Annotated in this window: 17 protein-coding genes; 9 read left to right on the top strand and 8 right to left on the bottom strand. The window is 60.8% G+C overall.

Going from position 1 to position 20,695, the window contains the following annotated elements:
• The first annotated feature begins 64 nt into the window (after window positions 1-64).
• Entirely contained in the window at window positions 65-2,758 is a 2,694-nt protein-coding gene (locus ACQK2L_RS02430) for an alkaline phosphatase family protein (RefSeq protein WP_425395341.1), read from the top strand.
• A 25-nt stretch (window positions 2,759-2,783) separates the two neighbouring features.
• Here the strand turns inward: ACQK2L_RS02430 and ACQK2L_RS02425 are convergent, their stop codons facing one another.
• Window positions 2,784-3,203 (bottom strand): NUDIX hydrolase, encoded by a 420-nt coding sequence (locus ACQK2L_RS02425; RefSeq protein WP_425395340.1) that lies wholly within the window; start codon window positions 3,201-3,203, stop codon window positions 2,784-2,786.
• A 129-nt stretch (window positions 3,204-3,332) separates the two neighbouring features.
• Here ACQK2L_RS02425 and ACQK2L_RS02420 point away from each other — a divergent pair, with 129 nt between their 5' ends.
• Window positions 3,333-3,608 (top strand): hypothetical protein, encoded by a 276-nt coding sequence (locus ACQK2L_RS02420; RefSeq protein WP_425395339.1) that lies wholly within the window; start codon window positions 3,333-3,335, stop codon window positions 3,606-3,608.
• A gap of 9 nt (window positions 3,609-3,617) precedes the next feature.
• On the opposite strand, the gene ACQK2L_RS02415 is transcribed toward ACQK2L_RS02420, so the two are convergent.
• Window positions 3,618-4,517 carry a hypothetical protein gene (locus ACQK2L_RS02415; protein WP_425395338.1) on the bottom strand — a complete coding sequence of 300 codons (900 nt, stop codon included), beginning with the start codon at window positions 4,515-4,517 and terminating at the stop codon, window positions 3,618-3,620.
• A gap of 193 nt (window positions 4,518-4,710) precedes the next feature.
• Between ACQK2L_RS02415 and ACQK2L_RS02410 the strand changes: the two genes are divergently transcribed.
• Together ACQK2L_RS02410 and ACQK2L_RS02405 are read left to right on the top strand one after the other, a co-directional pair.
• Complete coding sequence (locus tag ACQK2L_RS02410; RefSeq protein ID WP_425395337.1) at window positions 4,711-5,130, top strand: ester cyclase; 420 nt, start codon at window positions 4,711-4,713, stop codon at window positions 5,128-5,130.
• A gap of 83 nt (window positions 5,131-5,213) precedes the next feature.
• Window positions 5,214-6,140 (top strand): DMT family transporter, encoded by a 927-nt coding sequence (locus ACQK2L_RS02405; protein ID WP_425395336.1) that lies wholly within the window; start codon window positions 5,214-5,216, stop codon window positions 6,138-6,140.
• 46 nt (window positions 6,141-6,186) lie between these two features.
• Here ACQK2L_RS02405 and ACQK2L_RS02400 read toward each other — a convergent pair whose 3' ends face one another.
• From ACQK2L_RS02400 to ACQK2L_RS02390, 3 genes are all read right to left on the bottom strand, one after another.
• A complete protein-coding gene (locus ACQK2L_RS02400) occupies window positions 6,187-7,932 on the bottom strand; it encodes an ammonia-forming cytochrome c nitrite reductase subunit c552 (RefSeq protein ID WP_425395335.1) in 1,746 nt (581 codons plus the stop codon).
• 1 nt (window position 7,933) lies between these two features.
• A complete protein-coding gene (gene nrfH / locus ACQK2L_RS02395) occupies window positions 7,934-8,455 on the bottom strand; it encodes a cytochrome c nitrite reductase small subunit (RefSeq protein ID WP_425395334.1) in 522 nt (173 codons plus the stop codon).
• Window positions 8,456-8,672: 217 nt separating this feature from the next.
• Entirely contained in the window at window positions 8,673-10,874 is a 2,202-nt protein-coding gene (locus ACQK2L_RS02390) for a DUF2961 domain-containing protein (RefSeq protein WP_425395333.1), read from the bottom strand.
• 300 nt (window positions 10,875-11,174) lie between these two features.
• On the opposite strand from ACQK2L_RS02390, the gene ACQK2L_RS02385 reads away from it, so the two are divergent.
• Window positions 11,175-12,869, top strand: coding sequence for a hypothetical protein (locus ACQK2L_RS02385; protein WP_425395332.1), 1,695 nt, complete (start codon window positions 11,175-11,177; stop codon window positions 12,867-12,869).
• 23 nt (window positions 12,870-12,892) lie between these two features.
• Here the strand turns inward: ACQK2L_RS02385 and ACQK2L_RS02380 are convergent, their stop codons facing one another.
• The gene (locus ACQK2L_RS02380; RefSeq protein ID WP_425395331.1) at window positions 12,893-13,390 is read right to left on the bottom strand and encodes a phosphatidylglycerophosphatase A family protein; all 498 of its coding nucleotides are present in this window, start codon (window positions 13,388-13,390) and stop codon (window positions 12,893-12,895) included.
• A 212-nt stretch (window positions 13,391-13,602) separates the two neighbouring features.
• Between ACQK2L_RS02380 and ACQK2L_RS02375 the strand changes: the two genes are divergently transcribed.
• Together ACQK2L_RS02375 and ACQK2L_RS02370 are read left to right on the top strand one after the other, a co-directional pair.
• Window positions 13,603-15,426, top strand: coding sequence for an NADPH-dependent assimilatory sulfite reductase hemoprotein subunit (locus tag ACQK2L_RS02375; protein ID WP_425395330.1), 1,824 nt, complete (start codon window positions 13,603-13,605; stop codon window positions 15,424-15,426).
• Window positions 15,427-15,620: 194 nt separating this feature from the next.
• Complete coding sequence (locus ACQK2L_RS02370) at window positions 15,621-16,310, top strand: PEP-CTERM sorting domain-containing protein (RefSeq protein WP_425395329.1); 690 nt, start codon at window positions 15,621-15,623, stop codon at window positions 16,308-16,310.
• 363 nt (window positions 16,311-16,673) lie between these two features.
• Here ACQK2L_RS02370 and ACQK2L_RS02365 read toward each other — a convergent pair whose 3' ends face one another.
• Window positions 16,674-17,921: a dockerin type I domain-containing protein gene (locus tag ACQK2L_RS02365; RefSeq protein WP_425395328.1), complete on the bottom strand. Its 1,248-nt coding sequence runs from the start codon at window positions 17,919-17,921 to the stop codon at window positions 16,674-16,676.
• A gap of 275 nt (window positions 17,922-18,196) precedes the next feature.
• On the opposite strand from ACQK2L_RS02365, the gene ACQK2L_RS02360 reads away from it, so the two are divergent.
• The gene (locus ACQK2L_RS02360; protein ID WP_425395327.1) at window positions 18,197-19,264 is read left to right on the top strand and encodes a DUF1559 domain-containing protein; all 1,068 of its coding nucleotides are present in this window, start codon (window positions 18,197-18,199) and stop codon (window positions 19,262-19,264) included.
• 61 nt (window positions 19,265-19,325) lie between these two features.
• Window positions 19,326-19,793, top strand: a complete 468-nt coding sequence (locus ACQK2L_RS02355) for a hypothetical protein (protein ID WP_425395326.1) — start codon at window positions 19,326-19,328, stop codon at window positions 19,791-19,793.
• Here ACQK2L_RS02355 and ACQK2L_RS02350 read toward each other — a convergent pair.
• Window positions 19,783-20,505: a phytanoyl-CoA dioxygenase family protein gene (locus ACQK2L_RS02350; RefSeq protein ID WP_425395325.1), complete on the bottom strand. Its 723-nt coding sequence runs from the start codon at window positions 20,503-20,505 to the stop codon at window positions 19,783-19,785. The genes ACQK2L_RS02355 and ACQK2L_RS02350 overlap by 11 nt on opposite strands.
• Window positions 20,506-20,695 lie beyond the last annotated feature (190 nt).

Below are 20,695 nucleotides of genomic sequence, written 5' to 3'. Positions count from 1 at the left end.
TGCACTAGACTCTCGGTTGCGAATAGGTCCTTGCTTTGTGCTCCAGCGGAGGTGGTTGAGAATCATGGATTTCGCCAGGCGAGTCGGTTGGTCGTTGGTGGTTGCTTCCTCGTTTTGCGTCTCAGCATCCGCGGCGCCGGATACGGACGAAACCGTCGGTCACAAGCCAGATGGACGGGTGGTGACGCCGGTGAATCAGGTGCTCACTCCGTACGGGCGGCAGTTGGACCTGCCCGGCATGCGGCCGCAGGCGGTCGCGCTCTCGCCCAATGGCCGCTTGCTGGTGACCGCGGGCAAGACGAACGAATTGCTGGTGGTCGACCCCGACGAAGTGACGATCCGCCAGCGCGTGGCCCTGCCCGGCGTGGTGCCGGAGGATCGCTCGCAGCCAGAGTCGAAGCAAGCCGCTCCGCCCACCGACACGCGGGGGCAACTCAGCTACACCGGGCTGGTGTTCTCGCCCATCGGCGATCGCATCTACATGAGCGACGTGAACGGGTCGATCAAAGTGTTTCGCGTCGAAGACGACAAAGTCACGCCGGCGCAAGCCTGGAGCTTACCGCCGGCCAATGCGCCGCGCCGCAAGGCGGAGATACCAAGTGGCTTGGCGGTGAGTAGCGACGGAACTCGACTCTACGTGTGCGGCAACCTTTCTAATCAGCTGTTCGAACTGGACGCCGAGACAGGCGAAGTGCTGCGGACCTTCGAGGTGGGCGTCGCGCCGTACGACGTCGTGCTGGTGGGCGAAAAAGCCTACGTGAGCAACTGGGGCGGCCGCCGACCCACTGAGGGCGACCTTACCGGACCAGCAGGGCGGGGCACCGTGGTCCGAGTCGATCCCCAGCGGCACATCGCCAGCGAGGGCTCGGTGAGTGTGATCGACCTCGCGTCGGGCGAAGTGGTAAGCGAACTAGTGACCGGTTTGCACGCCAGCGGTTTGGCGACCTCCACCGCGCATCCCTACTTGGTGTGCTGCAATGCCGCGAGTGACTACCTGAGCGTGATCGACACCCGCAACGACACGATTGCCCGCCGCGTGTGGGCCAAGTCGACACCAGCCGACCTGTTGGGCGCGGGTCCAAACGCGGCCGCGTTCGACGCCAGTGGCGAGCGATTGTACGTGGCCAACGGTTCGCAGAATGCGATCGCAGTGTTCGAGTTCGAGGCCGACGAAATGGAGGAAACGAAACTCGAAGGCATGATTCCCGTCGGCTGGTACCCTGGCGCGCTGGTGGTGGACGACGCGCGCGGGCGGATCATCGCGGCGAACATCAAAGGACTGCCCAAACAGCCCAAACCCTACAATGGCGGCGCCACGCCCGACGCCCAGGGGTTCAACACACACCATTATTTCGGTTCGCTCTCGGTATTCGATATTCCCGGCGAGGACAAGCTACCGGGGCTTTCGGAGCGCGTCTCACGAAACCTCCGCGCGCCGCGCATCGCCGAGGCGCTGCTTCCGCCGCGCAAAGATCAGCCACCTCGCGCGGTGCCTGAGCGAATCGGCGAGCCGAGTCTCATTAAGCACGTGGTGTACATCATCAAAGAGAATCGCACCTACGATCAGGTGCTTGGTTCACTGGAACGCGGCAACGGCGACGCGTCGCTCTGTATCTTCGGGCCGAACGTCACGCCGAACCACCACAAGCTCGCCCAGGAGTTTGTGCTGCTCGATAACACCTACTGCTGCGGGATCCTCAGCGCCGATGGCCACCAGTGGAGCACCACCGCGTTTTCGACCGACTACATGGAGAAGAGCTTCGCGGGCTTTCCGCGGAGTTATCCCGACGGGATGGGCATCGACGAAGACGACGCCCTGGCCTACGCCCCGTCGGGCTTCCTGTGGGACTCGGCCCTCAAGCACGGTGTGTCCATCCGCAACTATGGCGAGTTCATGGGTCCCTCCGTGCGCTGGCGCGACGAGCCGGACGCCGGCACGCCCGACTTCATGTCGTGTTACAACGCGTGGAAGAACAACACCGACGACGTGGTATTCGGTTGCTGGCCTAGCGTCGAGAGTTTGCGGGCGATCTCTCCGTTGAAGTACGTCGGTTGGGAAATGTCGGTGCCCGACCAGTACCGCGCCGACTTCGTGCTGCGCGAGCTGGCGGAGTTTGAGAAGAAGGGCGAGTACCCGCAACTGGTGATCATCTGCCTGCCGAACGACCACACCAGCGGCACCTCGCCCCGCTGTCCGACGCCGGCCGCATGCATGGCCGACAATGACCTGGCGTTCGGAAGGATTGTCGAAGGGCTGAGTCGTTCGCGGTTCTGGAACGACATGGCAGTGTTTGCCATCGAGGACGACCCGCAAGCCGGTTGGGACCACGTGAGCGGCTACCGCACCATCTGCTTCTGCGCGAGCCCTTACGCCAAGCGCGGCGCGCTAGTCAGCACGCAGTACAACACCACCAGCGTGCTGCGAACTATCGAGCAGATCCTGGGGCTGCCGCCGATGAACCAGTTCGATGCCAGCGCCACGCCGATGTTCGATTGCTTTACCGACGAACCTAACGCCACGCCCTACGCCTCGGCCGCGGCGCAAGTGGCCCTCGATGAGATGAATCCCGACCCGGCGGCCATCAACGATCCGGTGCTACGCAAAGACGCGGTGGTCTCGGCCTCGCTGAATTTCCGCGAAGTCGATCGCGCGCCAGAAGATGTTTTGAACCGCATCCTGTGGCGGGCGGTACGCGGCAGTCAGGTGCCGTACCCAGAGTGGGCCATTTCGCCGGATGCAGAGGATGACGACGATTGATGCTTCAGGGGCAGCGCGCAGATGTTTAGCCTGCTTCCAAGAATCGCTCGAGGCCGTCAAGGATTTCGACAATCCGCTCCGAGGCCACTTCCCGCGCTTCGTCGAGCGGTCCGATGAACCGGTTGCGGCTCGACTGTTCGTCCCAGTCGTCCAGCACTTCGTCGACCTCCATGGGGAAGATCTCCACCCGGGCGACGCCACCCCACTTCGGCTGATCGAAATGGCCGAGGACTTCTCCAGCGATGGTGCCCACCACCCCGGCCTCCTCGTAGGCTTCCTTCACCGCAGTGCTCTCCGGCGTTTCGCCAGGATCGATCACCCCCTTGGGCACAATCCACTTGCCCGACGACCGGGAGGTAATCAGCACTACCTCGAGCTCCTCTCCCTTCCACCGATACGGCACGGCGCCGGCTTGCTTGAACAACCAGTCTGGCTTCTTTGCCATGGGGGTCTCCTTAAAGTCCATACTGCGGGAGTTTCAGCAAGCATACCTCACTTGTCTGCGGCAGACGAGGGCAGGCGGAGAATACAGCGGTTCTTTCTTCCCAGTAAGCTACACTTGAAGAATAGCCGCATGCCAGCCTCCACGCGGCAACTGCCCGACGAAGCCTCCACTCCCACCAGAGCCATGGCCCGCGTATTCATCTACCTGTTTCAAGTTCTCATCTACACGCTGCTGTTGTGGATGGGATTCGACCACGCGGGCGTGGAGCTACCCACGCCCATCGAAGCACCGTGGGTGTGGCTGGTGGTGTTCGTGGCGCCGCTCATCCCCTGGCGGTGGGGCGACTACCACGGCGACGGATCGAGCTTCGGGATGGACGGTGGCTTTGGGGACGGCGGGGACTGACGGCCCCCTTCACTCCCTCCCCGGCAGCAACCGATCCAGGTACTCCGTCGCCGCGTCGGCGAGAATGTCTTTTTGTAGGCGCGAGCGGTAGCCGAAGATCATGGTCGAGGCTTGTTGATCGATGATGTGCCGCGCCAAGAGGTCGAGCGCGCCATCCAGTTCGCTGACGTTTTCGGCGAACACGATGCGGTCCTCCGACTCGGCGCCGATGCCGGGGTGTTCGCCCAACAACCGGTCGAAGTATTGGTTCGCTGCCTGGCGGTAGCGGGGCTGGTGGTTGCCGCATAGCACCACGTAGATGTGCTGCCATGCCTCCTCGCCCAGTTCGCCTCGCCAACGACCGACCACCTCGTGCAGCGAGTCGAGTTCGAGTCGCACCGCCGCGCGGGCCATGTTGAGAACGTGCGGCGCGATCCACTCGGCGTACTCCTGCGCCACGGGGATCTCCGCCACGCCGGCGGTGAGCACGCGATCGATATACTCCAGGTTGCCTTCGAGCAATGTCTTGGGCGTCGGCCGTTCATCGGGCGGGAGGCTATCGAGCGCGGTGAGCGAGTTGCGCAGTACTGTGGCGGTTGCCACGAGTTGTGCTCGCATCTTGTCGTCCAGCACACGCGAGCGATGCGCCATGAGCCACAGTTGCAGCCCAAAGCCAGAGTGGGCGATGGCTTTGAGCCGATGGTAGTGTTCCGGGACGACTCGCGCTTGCTGCTGAGTGTCTCCAGCAACCAGCAGCAGATCGTCGTGCAGCATCACGATTACCGGGATCGAATGGCCAAGTTGGTCGAGCGTTTCGCCCAGCAGCGTATTGTAGCTCTCGTGAAAGCCGCGATTCGTCGCTGCCAGCGGCCCGGTTTGCGGCGCGTAGGTGTCGGCCTCGGCGATTCGTTGCGCGGTGTAAGGATTCATGGCGACCTCGCTGCCAGCAGTGGTTCGTGCATCTAGTTGCCCACCAGTCTACAGTTGTGCGGGCGGCGGCCAACATGCAATTCGTGTTTTCTCGACAGAACCCCCTCTGCCGATGGTTGCAGGCGTTCTCTTGCCGGTATAGTTTCACGTGGTGGGAAGTGCATTCCGTTCACTCGTGCCTGGGAGAATTACCGTGACAGCAGACAACAAAGCCTCGTCGAAGAAGCTTCTCGAACTGTGGGGCGATAACGCGGTGCATCAGGCGGCGGATTATCTCTCGGTTAAATATGTGAACCACCAGAAGCCCGACGCCAAAGAGGGCGTGTCGGACCTGTCGCTCGAGGATTGGAAAGGCTTGGTTAGCGATTTTCACAAAGGCTTCACCGAAGTGAAGATGGAAGTCCTGCACCAGGTTGCCGAGGGAGACTACGTTTGCTCGCGGTGGAGAATGACCGCCAAAAACACGGGTCCGTTTCTGTGTTACGAAGCGACGGGCAAGACCACCACTTGGACCGGGGTGCATACCGACCGCTACGAAGGCAGCATGCTTGTCGAGAGCTGGGTCGATTGGGACAAGTACAGTTGGCTGGAAGGCATGGGACTGGTGGGCTGAGGCGGTGGGTCGAATTTTGATCGGCACTCCATGAATGAGTCGAGCCAACCCTGGCGAATCGGCCGGCTCATCGCGAGAATACGATGATTCCGCCCGCCATCGATCACGCACGCATGTTCGCCAGCCATCTTGGAGAGTTCGCGGGGCTGGGTGCGGCCATGTTGTGGGCGGTGACCGCGCTGCTGTACTTTCAGATCGGCCGCCGCGTCCCGCCGCTGGCGCTGAATCTATACAAGGGAGTACTCGCCAGCGCGATGCTCGCGATCGCCCTGGCGGTGCAGGGAAAGCTATGGCTCACCGGCGAGACCACCGCGCTATTGTGGCTCGCGACCAGTGGCGTGGTGGGAATCGGCATTGGCGACACGGCCTTCTTTGCGGCGCTCAACCGCTTGGGCGAACGCCGCACGGTGCTGATGGCCGAGACGCTCGCCCCGCCACTCACGACACTGATCGCCATGGTGGTGCTGGCCGAGTTACTGCCGCTCACCGCCTATTTGGGCATCACGCTGACGCTGTTCGGCGTGGCGTGGGTGATCGTCGACAAGGGAGTTGGCGAGCCCCGCGATCGAGAGCACCTGAAGTTGGGCGTGGTGTACGCCACGATCGCAGCGTTGTGCCAGGCGATTGGTTCGGTGATCTCGCGCGGCGTGTTGACCACCACCGACATTACTCCCATGCAGAGTGCACTTATTCGCATGCTGGGCGGTGTGGCCATCTTGCTGGTGTGGCTCCCAGCCAGCGGCCGCGCGCTGCTGCCAGCCGGCGCACGTCAGGCGAGCATTTGGCGGTGGATTCTGCTAGCGACGTTCATGGGCACGTTTATCGGCATCACACTGCAGCAGGTCGCGCTGCAAAACGCCGACGCGGGCATCGCGCAAACCTTGCTGGCCACCAGTTCGCTATTCGTGATGCCGCTGGTGGTGGTTCGCGGCGAAACGGTATCGCTACGGGCCATCTGTGGCGCAGTGATGGCGGTGGCCGGAATCGCGCTGTTGTTCGCGGCAGGTTGATTGACCCTCGTTCCCACGCTCCGCGTGGGAACAAGGTGTGGAGGTACTACGCCTCGTCGGACTCCGATGCCTCGCGCTCGCCTTCAGCCGACTCCTCGTCCGCCGCGGCACCGTCGTCTTCAGCAGGCGGGGCTCCGTCGTCCGGTGTGACGCCCACAACGTCTTCGACTTCGATGTCTTCGGTGCTGGGGGCTTCGGGGGCTCGCAGGCGGAGCGCGGCCACTTCGGCCTGGCGGCTGTAGTCGATCGACTCGGCCAGGATGCGGGCCGCTTCCTGCGAAGCGTGAAAGCCGCGGGAGTTCTCGCTACTGATGTAGTCGAGACGCCACATCGACTTGCGTTGCAGGTCGAAGATCTCTTGCAGGTCCTCGTCGGTAGCGCCGGCGGCCTTGGCTTCGAGAATGGCGTCGAGCATCTGCGTCATCGCTTCGCCCGCTCGCTCGAGTAGCGCCTGGTTTCGCTCCTGGATGCCTTCGACGCGGCTTGCCAGTTCTTTTTCGCTTTGGTGGTGGCAGTTCTGGCACGAGGCATTCACGTTTTCCAGCGGCGAACGCACGTTGTGGCTGCTCAGTTTGGTGGCCCCCACTCGCTGATACGGCATGTGGCAGTCGGCACAGCTCACGCCACTGCGGGCGTGGATGCCCTGGCTCCAGAGTTCGAACTCGGGATGCTGCACTTTGTAGATGGTAGCGCCGGTCTCGCCGTGCTTATAGTCGATGAACTCGGTGCCGTCGGGGAACGTGGTTTCTTCCCAGGTCTTCTCCAAGTCTTCCATCTTAAGGCCATTCTTCCAGGGGAAGGTCAGCGTCATCTTATTCGCGCAGTAGTACTCCACGTGGCACTGGCCGCACACGAACGACCGCATTTCCTGGCGGCTGGCGTGCAGGTTGGGATCGTATGGTTCTTTGCGGTCACCATTACGCCATTTCTCGATGCTCGGCAGGTGTGGTGCGGGGGCATCGCCCTCGGCCAAGTCGCGGATACCGTTGATGAAGCCGGGACGCGTAACGCGAATGGCCATCGTTTCGGGATTATGGCAGTCGATGCACGTCACAGGGTGCGCCTCGCCCATATCGGGATGGTCCTCAGGCACCGGCTGCCCGGCGAACTCCCCTTCGAATCCACCCACTGGTGCTTGCGGGAACACCGGCTCGTTCTCGTCGGGCGTACCGTCTGGCATTTGCTTGAGCATGCCGAGCACTTCCGCGTAGCTCTTGGTGCTCACCTCTTCAAAGCCCTTCTGCACCGCTTCCATGTTGAAGTCGGCTGCCAAGGCCTCGTCGTCGGCATCCTGGCCCAACGCTTCCAGGCCCACCTTGCGATACAGCACCGTGGTCGAGCCGTGGCAGTGCAGGCACGCACCGGCCTGCGGCTTCTTGGTCACGCGTTCGGTGACACCTTGGTCGTACAGCATGTAAGCGTGGCCGCGAGCCTCGCGGTAGTCGATGCTGAACGCGTAGCCTGCGTACAAACGTTTGAGCCAGGGGAAGGTCTCCAATTTCGACTGCGGCATGGCGCTCGAGCCGCCATAGAACTTGTCGCCAGCGGTGGACTTCCAGCCATCGAAGTGGTGCGGCCAGTTGAGTTTCCAGGGCTCGGGGTCGACCGAGATCTCATTCAGTTCCGCCACCCGCACGAACGGCACCCGGGCTTCCTGCTTGCGGGTGAACATCTGGATCAACACCCAGGTTACCAGGGCCGTGGCGATTGCGGCCACCAAGAACGTGAGGACGAGCGGGCCCGCTTTACCGTGGCGCTTGCGGCGAGGCTTCGATTGGTTTGTTCGTTGCATATCAATATCCTTCATATCGTCTTGGCGCAACCGATTGAGCATGGCCGACGCTGCGGTGACAATGGACGCAGCTTGCCATGTCGCCTCCGGCTTCGGTAGGCAGCATGTGGTTCACCAGGTCATGATGGCAGTCGATGCAAGCAGCCTGAACCACGCGGCTGTTGCGTTCTTTAATCTGAATCGGATCCTTGAAATCGCCAGTGGTGAACGCCAGCGAATGAAAGAAGCCGTTGTCCGCCTTGGTGGCGTATTTGGCGATGAGATTGTCGTGCGGCGTATGGCAGTCGTTACAGGTGGCCACCGCGTGATGGCTCGACTTGAGCCACGAGTCGTAGAACTCCTGCATCACATGGCAGTTGGCGCAACTCTCGGGGTTGTTGCCCAGATAGGCGTGGCCTTCGCCATAGCCAAAGGTAAACGCGCCCAATCCCCCTAACACACCAAACGCCACGGCCACCAGAACAGGCCAGAACCAGCCAGCCTTTTTCTTCTTGTCAGAGTCAGTGTTGGAAGGTGCAGCCATGCGCCTGGGACGTCCTGCTGGGGAGTGAGAGGTTCTCGCTCGCCGAGCCAGAAAAGTACGGAAAAGTCCTCATCGAAACGTACGAGAAAACATAACGCAAACCACCATGCACCACAACTAGCGGTAGCCTCTGAGAAGCGACTGCAACCAGCGCGCCGGAGGTGCAGAGAATGTTGACAACCGTGTCATGATTCTAGGCGAGCGAGCCCATCCTTCGTCATTTCAACGACGGCAGCTTGTACGAGTAGATCCAATACCGCGACTCCGACCACAGCGACGGTGCGGGGAACGGGTGGCCGGGGAATAGTTCGCGGTTGTCGGGCAGGTGTTCCAGGCGAATCTCGATTCGCTTCAGGCCGCGCGTCAGGTGCGCGGGCAGCAGGAACTCTTCCTCGCGCCAGCGACGGTTTGACGTGACGATGCGATGCTCGGCCGCGCCCAACTCTCCAGCCTTGCGCGGATAGCTGTAGACGCAGGTGTTCGAACCGGCGGTCCGCCAGATGCCCACTTCCTGCCACTCGCGTCCGGAAGCCGGTCGGACCGACACGCGGGCCTGTTGGTTGGGATAGAGGTAGTCGAACTTGCGGCGGAGCAGTGCACCATGGTTGTTAGGGTCGAGCCGCATCTTGAAGGTTGTCGTACCATTCATCGTACGTACTTCGTCTTCCTGCGCGGGGAAGTGCATTCGCGCGCTGCGATGGTCGGGGCCCCACTCGTAACGCGACACTAGCGTGTAGGGGTCGCTGGCGGTGGGGCTTTGGTACTCGTGCTCGCGGACTTCGTTGTCGCGGCAGGCGAAGAAGTGGTCGCTCATCACCAGCGTCGGTTGATCGATCCCGTACCAGTACACCACGCCGGAGTAGTGCTGGTCGTGCAGGTTCACCGCGCCATGTTCGAGGTTGATCTTCGCGTTCTTGCCAAACGGGAAGTGGTCGGCGATCAGGAACCGATAGGCGGAGTTCACCAGGTCGTGCTCCGACTCGATCTTGTCTTTCTTCTTGCCCACCGGATGTCCGGCAAACGGCAGCGTCATGTTCCGCCCGCCCCAGTAGTCGCCGCCGCCGCCCCACTCCTCGGTGCCGGTGCCCCAGCCTTGCGGCGTCTGCGAGTCGTCGAAGAACAACCGCGGATCGCCTTCGAGCGTGGTGAGGTTGCCGTCGCGGCTGAAAGTCCAAGTCATGCCGACGAAGTTGCCGGACCAGTCGCCGCCTCCTTCCACCTGGGTGGTGTCGAGGAACGTCATGTCCTGCCCCAATTTGGGATGCGGGTGATCGGTGTACGTCGCGTGGAAGTACGTCTGGTGATTCGCCGGGCCTTTGAGTTCGGTGACGCGAATCTCGCAATCGACCGTTAACTCGTTCAGCTCGCCGAGCGGTTGAATCTCCAATTTGGCCGACTTGAAGAATGGCATCGGCCAGTAGCAATCCAGGTGCACCTGATCGTCGGCGTAGCGAATCGACAACGGGAAGCCCCGCACCAGGTACTCGCGATCGTTGTCGTTGTGGATCAGCCCGGTGCCGAAGAACAAGTCGACCGGGGCGTCGACCGACGCGTACCAGCGGTCGTCCCATGTGATCCGCAGCCGCGCTTTGCCAAAGTCCATCGCCTGATCCTTGGGTACGGTGAACTTGAGCGCGCGGATGTTGCCCGGCGAGTCGAGTTCCGCCAGCGTGGTCCACTTGTTGCGCTCGAGCGTGATGTCCTTGAGCTCGATGGTCTCGACCCCTTCGCCCCGCGGAGCAATGTCGGTGCCCGCGCGGTCAATCAGTTCTAACACCTCCGGATCGGGCGGCGTCTTGGACCACGACGCGATGGGCTGCGAGAGGTTCGCAATGCCGGGCGCGTAGCGGTGGTAGATGTAGTAGCCGGTGCCGTAGTACGTGCGGCCGTAACCGATGCGGAACGTCTCTTCAAACGCTAGTGGCACCCACATCAGGTCGGCCCCTTTGGTAGTCGACCAGGCCCAGGTCAATGGCTGCGGGAACAACTCGTGAGGAATGAACGTGGTCTCCTTGAGATTCCTCTTGGCGTTCACCGGATCCGCCGTGGCGGTCTCTGTCACAACAGTGTCTTCGCCATCGACCTCGTAGTGCCACGGCGAGCCGTGCCAGTGGTTGGTGCGCTTGAAGTACAGCACGCCTGGACCGGTGATGTCCAAGGTGGTGTTGAAGTCTTCCGTTTCCTGGTACAGGAAGTGGCTGGCGTCGGCGCTGCGGTTGTTGCCCTCGCGGTCGTAGGTGCTTCGCATGTACGCTCGCGCGCCGATCCGGTGTTGCGGCAGCCGGTCCCACATGCGGTAGGCGTCGAGGCCCACGGGAATCACCGGTGGCTCGTCCGATTGCGGCAGCTCGGCCACCGCACTCGCCATGAAGTACAGCACGGACAGAACGAACGCGGGCAGCAAGAGTCGTGAGGTCATCGTACGCCTGATCTGTGGAGGAAACACAAGCAAGCCTAGTGTTCTTGACGGTAATCCCGGGAAAGGCTCCACTCAACTAGCAGGTGCGCAGAGGTTGTCCGATTTTTCGTAGCCGGTCTCGGCAATTCCCTGAATTGTGGTTTACTTGCCCTGCCCGGTGTCAAGCGAAAGCGGCACCCGCCTCCTGCCAAACCTCCTTCATCAGCACTTAACCTTGCTTACCTATAAGACTTACAGCGTTCTTCGATTCAAACGAAGTTCATTTACGGCCTTGTATGGCGATTTCAACGGAGATGTCTAATGAAGCCTTCCCTTATTGCAGCAATCGTGGCGGCCTTCGCGTTTGGCGTGACGCCCGCACTTGCCATGTTGCCCGCGGTAACCTCCGGCAATCTCGTGGCGCACTTCGAGGCCACTCCTGGCTCTCTGACGCTTGACGGTGCAGACAACGTGCTGGCTTGGCAAGCTAAGAACAACCCGGCGATCAATCTCGCGGTGGGAGGCACCGACGATCCGGCCAACATCCGGTTCAACCCGACTGGTATGGGACCGCTGGGCACGATCGAAGTCAATGACTTCTCCGGTGACAACCGCTACCTTCGCGGTAGCTTGGGCAGCGATCTTAACGGCGCTACGATCTTCTGGGTCGGCTACTATCAACCAGGTCGCGACGGCTCTCTAGGCGATGGCTCGGGGCAGTATGCGTATTCACTCGGCCGTGCTGGCGGTCAGGGGGCGCAGATGGACCACCAGATCGACGATGGTCGCTTCGAACTGTATGGCGGGGGCGGCACTCAAGGCGGTAATCACATCGACTACTTGAACGGAAGCTACTCCGTCTTTCAAACCAACTACTATCCTGGTGATCCCGGACATCAGGCGTTTGCCAATGGCTTCGATCTGAATGTTCCCAGCGACGGCGGGTACTTCGTTCCGGCGGCCGAGGATTTGCTGTTGTTCGGATGGCAAAACGGCAGCGCCGCTGCCGGAGGCTACAACTTCGTCGGCAACATGTCGGAGTTGATCATCTACGACGGAGTGCTCGATGGACCGGAAGCGGCCGCTGTCTACAACCACTTGGCCTCCAAGCTACCATCCGCACCTCCCGAACCGCCCACCCCGCCCGAACCGGTGACGCTCTATGCTCCCCTTGGCGGTTCGCCCAACACACAAGTGCCCGGCTTTGTTCCTCACGGAAACGACGAGGTCTCGGGATACGCTAAGTTCACCATCTATCCCAACAACACGATGGACTACGAAATTGTAGTCGACGGCAACGAGTACGAACCCACCCAAGCTCACTTCTATAACATCAACAAGACTTCCGGGACCTCCGGTAATCCGGCGTTCGGCGATTCGATCATTTGTTGGGGAGGGCGGTGGGAGAGTGGCGGCGACTCCGACGAGTATCTGCAAGGAACCGGCTACTACAATGGTCGATTGCAGGAAGTGATCGCCAACCCGGAAGACTGGATGTTGATCGTTCACACTGAAGGCGGGCACTTTGCCAACGACGAATCCGGCGGACTCATCCCCTACAACTCTGCCGTGCATGAAACCAACGAACTCGGCGTTCCCGAGAGCGAACGTCCCACCCGTTTCAATAACCGCGTTGGGCGCACCCTGCTCGACCTCACGCTGCGGCAGGACAACACCAACGACCCATCCGCGCCGTATTACGACCCCAACGACCCGCTGAATATGGCTAGCAGTCCCTTCGCCGACGCCAATGGAAACAAGTGGGTGGAATACGACAGCAATCTGGGAGAGTACGTACTTACCAGCGAAGCCCTGTCGCGAGGTTATGACTTGCAGACGGAATACCTGTTCTTCTTGTACGATGATCAGGGGCCGACTTGGGACTTTGGTGGGCCAGAAGGAGCGTTCGGTGGATTTCTCACCACGCAACCGATCCCGGAACCGTCGGCTGTGCTGCTGATGTTAACGGCCGTAGTTGTTCTGTCAGCATCGGCGCGGCGAAACGCCATCGGCTGACCGGACCGCAAGCTCGCAGACGCTTAACTGCACCAAGTGCAGAACGCCCACTGCAGGGCGTACAGCGTGACCGCGGCGTACAGAGCGGCGGCCACGTCGTCGGCCATGATGCCCCACCCGCCGGGTAGGCGTTCCAGGCGGCTGCAGGGCCACGGTTTGGTGATGTCGAACAAACGGTGCAGGCCAAAACCTAGTACCGCCGTCCAGAGACCAAGGTTCGGCGTCAGCACGAACACCAGCGGCACGCTGGCGAACTCGTCCCACACCACCGGGCCGGGGTCCTTCATGTTCAGGTCGCGTGCCGCCCGATCGCAGATCGGTACGCCTACCAGCAACACCACCGTGGCTGCCACCCACGGCCACACCGCACCCGGAAGTTGGAAGTAGGCCCACGTTAGCGGTAAGCCCCATAAAGCGCCGAACGTGCCCGGCGCCGGGGCCAACAGTCCAACGCCCAAGCCCGTAGCCAGCCATACGGCCAGAGTATTGCGGCGAGGTGGAGTGGGCTCTTCAGGCGTCATTTGGGGCCAATCGTGCTAGTGGTCGATGATTAGTCGGCTGAAATGGGGGCAAGTCTCCGTTTCCCATCTTCCCGCGGCCAGCTATGATTGCCAGATAGACAGGGCAATGTGGAGAATGTTTATCAACTTGGTAAACATTGTCGATCCGCTCGGCTTCATCAGCATCCCACTCGCCCGTTCCATCCAGCTTCCCCCTGCCCCCATTGTGCGCGATGTCTGCTTCCTCCGACCAGCCTCAAACTACCCCCAAAGCAAAGCCCAGCCCTCTCGATCAATTGAAGAAGAAGGCCAAGCCGGCAGCCCCATCTGCTAAAGAAGAAGAAGCGAAGCCCAGCAAGGCCGAGGGCATCAAGCTGGCGAGTAACTATCTGCGCGGCACGATCGCCGAAGAACTCGTCAACGGCGAGCCCAACTTCAGCGGCACCAACGGCATGCTGCTCAAGCATCACGGCAGCTACGAGCAAGACAATCGCGACCTCCGCGCGCAGGCCAAGGCCGACGGCGTACCCGGTGGCAAGTACTACAGCTTCATGGTCCGCACCGCCATTCCCGGTGGCAAGCTCACCAGCGGTCAACTGCTGGAGCACCTGAACCTTGGCGGCGAACTGGGCGACGGCACCCTCCGCATCACCACCCGGCAAGGTCTGCAACTGCACGGCGTGCTGAAGGGCAACTTGAAGCAGGCGATCCGTCGCATCAACGACGTGCAACTCACCACGCTGGCCGCCTGTGGCGACGTGCGGCGCAATTTGATGTGCTCGCCTGCGCCGTATAAGAACGATCCGGTGTACGACAAGATGCAAGTGCTGGCCGACCAATTGGCCGCCGAGCTGAAGCCAAACACCACCGCCTACGCGGAGATCTGGCTGACCGACGAAGAGACGGGCGAGAAGACCAACGTTGCAGCCAGCAACGGCTCGAAGAAGACCGTAGACACCGAGCCGCTATATGGCAAAGCCTACCTGCCGCGGAAGTTCAAACTGGGTGTCGGCCTGCCGGGCGACAACTCGGGCGATGTTTACGCCCAGGACGTCGGACTGTTGGCCGTGTGCGAGAACTTCGACATCGTGGGTTACGACGTGCTGGTCGGCGGCGGAATGGGTGTGACGCCCAGCGCCTCGAAGACTTACGCCGCCGTGGCGTTGCCAATGGCCTTCGTGCCGGTCTCCGACGACAACACCCCGGTAATCGACGTTGCCAAGGCGATTCTTAAGGTGCAGCGCGACTTCGGCAATCGCTCCGACCGCAAGACAGCACGACTCAAATACACCGTGCGCCGCTGGGGCCTCGAGAAGTTCAAGAACAAGGTGGAAGAGTACCTGGGAAGCGACCTCGAGCCGCCCCGCAACGTCGAAGTGCAGGAATACAACGACTCGCTCGGTTGGCACGAACAGGGCGATGGTCGGTATTTCTACGGGCTGTTCGTAGAAAACGGCCGCGTGAAGGATACTGACGACATACAACTGATGTCGGCCTTGCGCGAAATCTGCACCACCATGGCACCGACCATCCGACTCACGCCGCACCAGAACGTACTGTTCTGCGACCTCGCCGAAGAGGATCGCGAACGCATCGAAGGCACCCTGGTGCACCACAACGTCATCTTGACCGAAGACATCTCAACCTCGCGGCGTTGGAGCATGGCCTGCCCTGCGCTGCCAATGTGCGGGCTGTCGATCACCGAGAGCGAGCGAGTGCTGCCAACCATCATGGATCAGATGGAAAAGGAACTCGCCGCACTGGGTCTGGAAGATGAAGTGTTCACCACTCGCATGACCGGCTGCCCCAACGGCTGCGCGCGGCCTTACAACAGCGACATCGGCTTGGTGGGCAAGGCCAAGGGTAAGTACACGATCTTTCTCGGCGGCCGCCGACAGGGCGATCGACTGAACTGGATCTACAAAGACCTGGTGCCCGAAGCCGAAGTGATTTCGACGCTGGTTCCCGTGTTCCGCCAGTTCCGCGACACTCGCCAGCCTGGCGAGGCGTTCGGCGACTTCTGCCATCGCGTTGGCAAAGAAGGCTTGCCGGCGTAGTGCTTCGCGCGTTTTTCATCGTACCTTCTTTCCTTCTTAACGCGGCCTTCATCTGAAGCCACGTGTAACCCATTAGACTGACGCCCGATCCATTTTGGTAAATGGATTTCGTTCTGCGTTGTCGGTCTGCCCGCCCTATGCCGGCAGGCCTCTTTTGGTTCCACGATGTTCAGCAAGAGAGAGGTAGTGTTCCAATGAAGGTACGTGCGTTTAGATTGGCCACTGTGGTGGCAGTACTGTTTTCTGGCACCACGTCGTTTGGTGCCTTCGATCTCCAAATCACCGAAATCTGGCCCGGTAACGAGCCTGGTGAAAATCTGTCGGAAGATTGGTTCGAACTGACCAACTTCGGCGACATGACTTTTGATTCCTCGGTAGACGGCAATCTGTACTTCGAAGACGAGTCGGCCGACTGGACTACCGGCGACCAACTCTTTTTTAACACCTCCGATCCCGTGGTGATTCAGCCTGGGCAGTCCGTTGTGTTTTCCGATGGTGGAGTGCTCGAGGCTTTCAACCTGTTCACGTTGTGGGACCCCGAGCTGTCGTTTCCCCTTGGGCAGTACAATGGTTCCGGTCTGGGCCAAGGTGGGGATACCGTGGTTCTCTTCCATGATGCCGATATGAATGGCCTCGATGCAGCGGATCCGATCATTACGCAAGGATCCTATCCGGATGCAGAATCGTTTGGTGGACGTTCCTACGACTTGGTGATTGGCGCATTCAGCCATCCCAGCTTCGCCGTTTCCACCATCGACGTGAACGACGCTGGCCAAAGTGCAATAGGCACTCCGGGCTATGTTCCCTCGGTTCCCGAGCCAAGCAGCGTCCTCCTGATCCTGCTGGGTGGCTCCCTGGGCGTGGCGATGCTCCGCCGCCGCTAAGCGGGTGGGCGCCTACCTCAGTTCTCCAAGCGACCGCGTCGGACTGCCGGCGCGGTCGCTCCTTTCTCCCTATCCGTAAGGGACAACAGTGGTCATGAAACCTCACCTGGCTGCGTCGCGTGTTATCGCTGTGTGTTGCGGCCTCATCGCGGCCGGATACGCGGAGGCCGAGACAATTGTTGACTGCAGGGAATCACCGTGGTAACAGTGCCCGAGCCCTCTGGAGGGCTGGTGGTACTTTGCTTGGCAACGGCCGCCGCCTGCTGGAAAAGCATCCGTCGGATTTGAGCCGACCAACAACGAACGGCAGGGCTTTCCCCCGATGAAAGCCCTGCCTTTTGATCCGCGATAGGGTTTATCGCATCAACGCCGCAACGATTGTCGGGCACCCACCAGCAGCAAGCCACAACAGCAGAGCAGCGCTGCAGATGGTTCGGGCACCATCGTGCTGGCGCCAACCAGCCCCGACATCATGGCTTCTTCGCTCGAGTTGAACGGGGCGCCGTAGTTGGCGTTCCAAATATCGTAGTCCAGACTGTCGACGACGAAGTCGTGGTTCGGATCAGCAGGCGGGTGGGCAGATTCCAGTCCTGTTTGTCCCAGCGAGTTTCTCCACACCGTGTAGTCGGCCAGATTCACATAGCCGTCCTTGTTGAAGTCACCCGCAATGAAGTTGGGAGCTCCCAGCGTGTCGGTCAGCTTCGTACCGTACGGCACATTCTGGTTGCTTTCCAACGTCACCTGTGGCGGAGCTGGGGTCGTGTCGTCGCCGTCGGTGGGCGGATGATCGCCGGGGAACGACTGCCGCCAATCTGGAACTCCAGCAGATCCAGAGCCCGTGTCGTCGGTCAGATTCGAAATGTGCCAGTCGGCGGCCGTTTGCCCTGTCGAGTTGCCCCAACGACCAATGTACTCGATCTCATAACCAACATCCGTGTAGGTGGCTCCCTCGGGGATGATCGGATTGTCCGACGCGTCGGTGCCGAAGTTCACCATAGCGTAGAGCCGACCGTTGTCCGTTTCGCCGGTCTCGCCGTGAATGCCGATGGCATCGAGAATCGTCCAGTTTTCTCGACCGTTGGGCACGTCGAGCCCGTCGTTGCCGACGTCCAAATCGTCCCCAATCATTGGGGCTACGCCGCCGTCGTTGCGAATCAGCATGGCCGTAAAGCCGCTGCCTTCGATGGCGCCTTCCGGCACCGGGTACGACGAGCTTATCCCGTCGCTAGCTCCAATGGTGCTGTTCGCACCGTGACCGTAGCCGGGGGGGATTCCTGTGAACGGTCCGAACGAGATGTCGGGGCCATCGTTTACCAAGTCGGTTGTTCCGGCGGCCACTGTATAAGGGCTGTACTTTTGGCGGAGCGTCAGAAAGCCATTGGAGCCCATCGAAAAGGCTCCCAAATCGAACATGATGTCGATCACGCCGGCCTCGCCGTCGTGCTGGGGAGTATCTTCATTTTCCAACAGCAGCAGGTAGTGATTTTCGAGCGACATCGACGGAGTTCCCCGCAGCTCGATGTACTCGTCGGTCTGGTCGTCACCCGAACCGCCAGGGTTAAAGAAAATCTCATTGATGTAGAGTTCCGCGCTGGCAGAGGATGCCAGCAAGAGCACTATCGCCAGTGTTGCTAAACGGAGAGTATTTGGCCGGGGTACTGAATTCACAGATACTCGCTCCCTTTCAAGGTGCATGTTCAACGAACGGAGTCGCCACAAAAGGGGGGAGTATCTCACCGCGTCATTAAGATTGCGTGAATATCGTGTTAGTATCTCGCGTATCTCGTTGTCCTCTATCCATTGCTTTGGTAGCCTTCAACGTTCTGAACGGAACCGCCACACGTACGTGGCGGGCGTTGCTAGATTGTTTACTGGATAAAACCGCAATGGTGTCGCGCTACCGAAACGGATTCACACTTGTCGAGCTGTTGGTCGTCATCGCGATCATCGGCATCCTGGTTGCCCTGCTACTGCCCGCCGTGCAAGCGGCCCGCGAGGCTGCACGTCGTGCACAATGCCAAAACAATCTCAAACAGATCGCGCTGGCGTTGCTGGGGCATCACGATACCTACGGAGAGTTTCCGCGGGGCGTGTACAGCGCCGAGCCAAAAGCGCAGGAAGACGGGCTCGGGTGGGCGTCGCGATTGCTGCCGTACATCGAGCAGATAGCGATCCACGATCAACTGAAGAACAATCAGATTCCCAAAACCAGCGGCGGCGGAACCTACAATGGCGATCCCTGGCAGCCCGGCATTTTCGGCGCTGCCAAGGTGGCGAACATGACCCCCATCGCAGGCGGCGACGCCGTGCTTTCCGTATTCCTGTGCCCCAGCGTTGCGGAGGGGTCGCTGCCCTACCGCGTGCCCTCGCCCGAATTCTACGGCGCCAGCACCGCGAGCAGTTCGAGCACGGTTGGCTATGGCGCGGCCCACTACAAGGGTTCGCGTGGCTATTGCGACAACGGCATGTTCTGGAGAACCGGCGAGGGACTTCGCGATGGCGTGTTCTGCTTCGACATCGACATGAATGGCGACGGTGTTTTGGACTACGATGACATCGTCTTGAAAACGAAGTACACCAGCGTCAGCATCCGAAAAGTGCCGGATGGAACGACCAACACCATTGCCGTAGGCGAATCGGCCTACACCGTGACCCACCTGGACTTCCCCATGTGGCTCGGCAGTTCGAGCGAGGATGGGACGACCTTATTCAAGACGCAGGACCTGATTAACTGTAACCTGGGAGGTGCGACCACCTATCCGCTGGATGAGTTTCAGTTGCAGCGACTCCCTGGCGGCAGTGCTCGAGACGACTGTGCCATCAGTTTTCACACCGGTGGCGCCTTCTTCGCGTTTGTCGATGGCTCGGTTCACTTCCTGACCGAGAATATCGAACTTCGCACCTTTGCTCTGCTTGGCAATCGCCAAGACGGCTACATTGTCGAGTCGCTCTAAGCAGGCGTCAGGCCAGACTTTTCCTGTGCTCCCCCTCTCCAAGTAAGTCAAGGATCACTCGATGCTTCGAAGCTCACTTGCATTGTGCGGTGTTCGAGTAATGTGTGTGTTCGTGCTCGCCGCAGTCGCTGGCTGCAATCGCAGTCCCTATGAAATGGCGCAAGTCCACGGTGTCGTGACCGTCGATGGCAAACCGCTGCCAGCCTGTCAGGTGATGTTCGCACCGCGAGCGAAGGATGGCGCGATCGAGTCGGGAAAGCCCGCCATCGGCTGGCTCGACGAACAGGGGCGATTCAAACTGTCTACGTACAGCGATGGAGACGGTGCCGTGGTTGGAGAGCACTTGGTCACGCTCTACGGTCCGGCCAACACAGCGGACCTGCCGGCTGGTATTCCAAAGTTCAAGCGAGTGGCGATCCAAGGCAAGGCAATCCAGGTCGAAGCTGGCAAGGATAACGAGGTGAAGATCGATCTAGCGCTCAAGGACTTGCAGCCACGCACTTTCCAAGGCCGGAAGCTCAAGCAGTAGTGTTGCTTTCGCGCCGCCACTCCACCCCGCCAGGCAAAGCTTCACTGGCAAACTCCAAGTGCACCACGCGGCGATGGCGCGGAGTGCCCGCTGGCCGCGAGGCGTGCAAGAGTAACGGTCGCATCACGAGCACGTCGCCAGCCGCCGCGGTGCAAGCGATCGCCTGATGTTCGTCGGCCGTACTGCGAACGTCCGATTCTGGTACGATGCCCAGCCGATGCGTGCCCGGCAGCACTTCTAGTGGCCCGTTGTCGGCTGGGCAGTCGTCCACGTGCACGCGGAGCGTGAGCATCGCCGCGAGCACCTCTTCCGGCGGGCGAACGTGCACCACGCCCTGTTTGATGCTCCACGCCGAGTAGCCAGGCGCGTCAACACGCTGCTCTACCGGGATCATCAAATCCTGATGCCACCCAACGCGCCAGTTGGCCGATTCAACCTTGTCGAACAGCAGCCCTCGCACTGCAAATGCCGCGGAGCCCAACACCGGCTCCACCAGTTCGCGCACCGACCGACTGGCGGCCAGTCGCCGCACCGCTTCGCAACACTCTAGCAGCCGCCGCGCATTGCTCGACTTCGCCCGCACCGTGCCCACGGTCTCGACAAACTCCACGAGCGCCGCACGCAATGAGTCGAGCTGCGGAGCATCCAGCACACCGCGGACGATGGTAAATCCGTCGGCGTCGAGTTGGGCGAGGTGAGGGGCGTTTAGCATGCCATTATTCTAACGCCACGGGTGCGATGGAGTGCCACTGCTGGTTCATCGCAGTGCGAGTTGCCGCTTTAGGTGATTCCCCAGAGTTCACATCCGAACGGCACTGCTGGCGTGCTTTGAACGCGCGGCGAAAGAAGCTACCCGTCCGCTTTCGGCACGCGACGCAAGGGCGACGCGCGATAAACCAGCA

Source organism: Aeoliella sp., assembly GCF_965227375.1.
Taxonomy (GTDB): Bacteria; Planctomycetota; Planctomycetia; order Pirellulales; family Lacipirellulaceae; genus Aeoliella.
The sequence above is the reverse complement of the archived record's forward strand: the minus strand, read 5'-3'. Positions and strand labels throughout refer to the sequence as shown.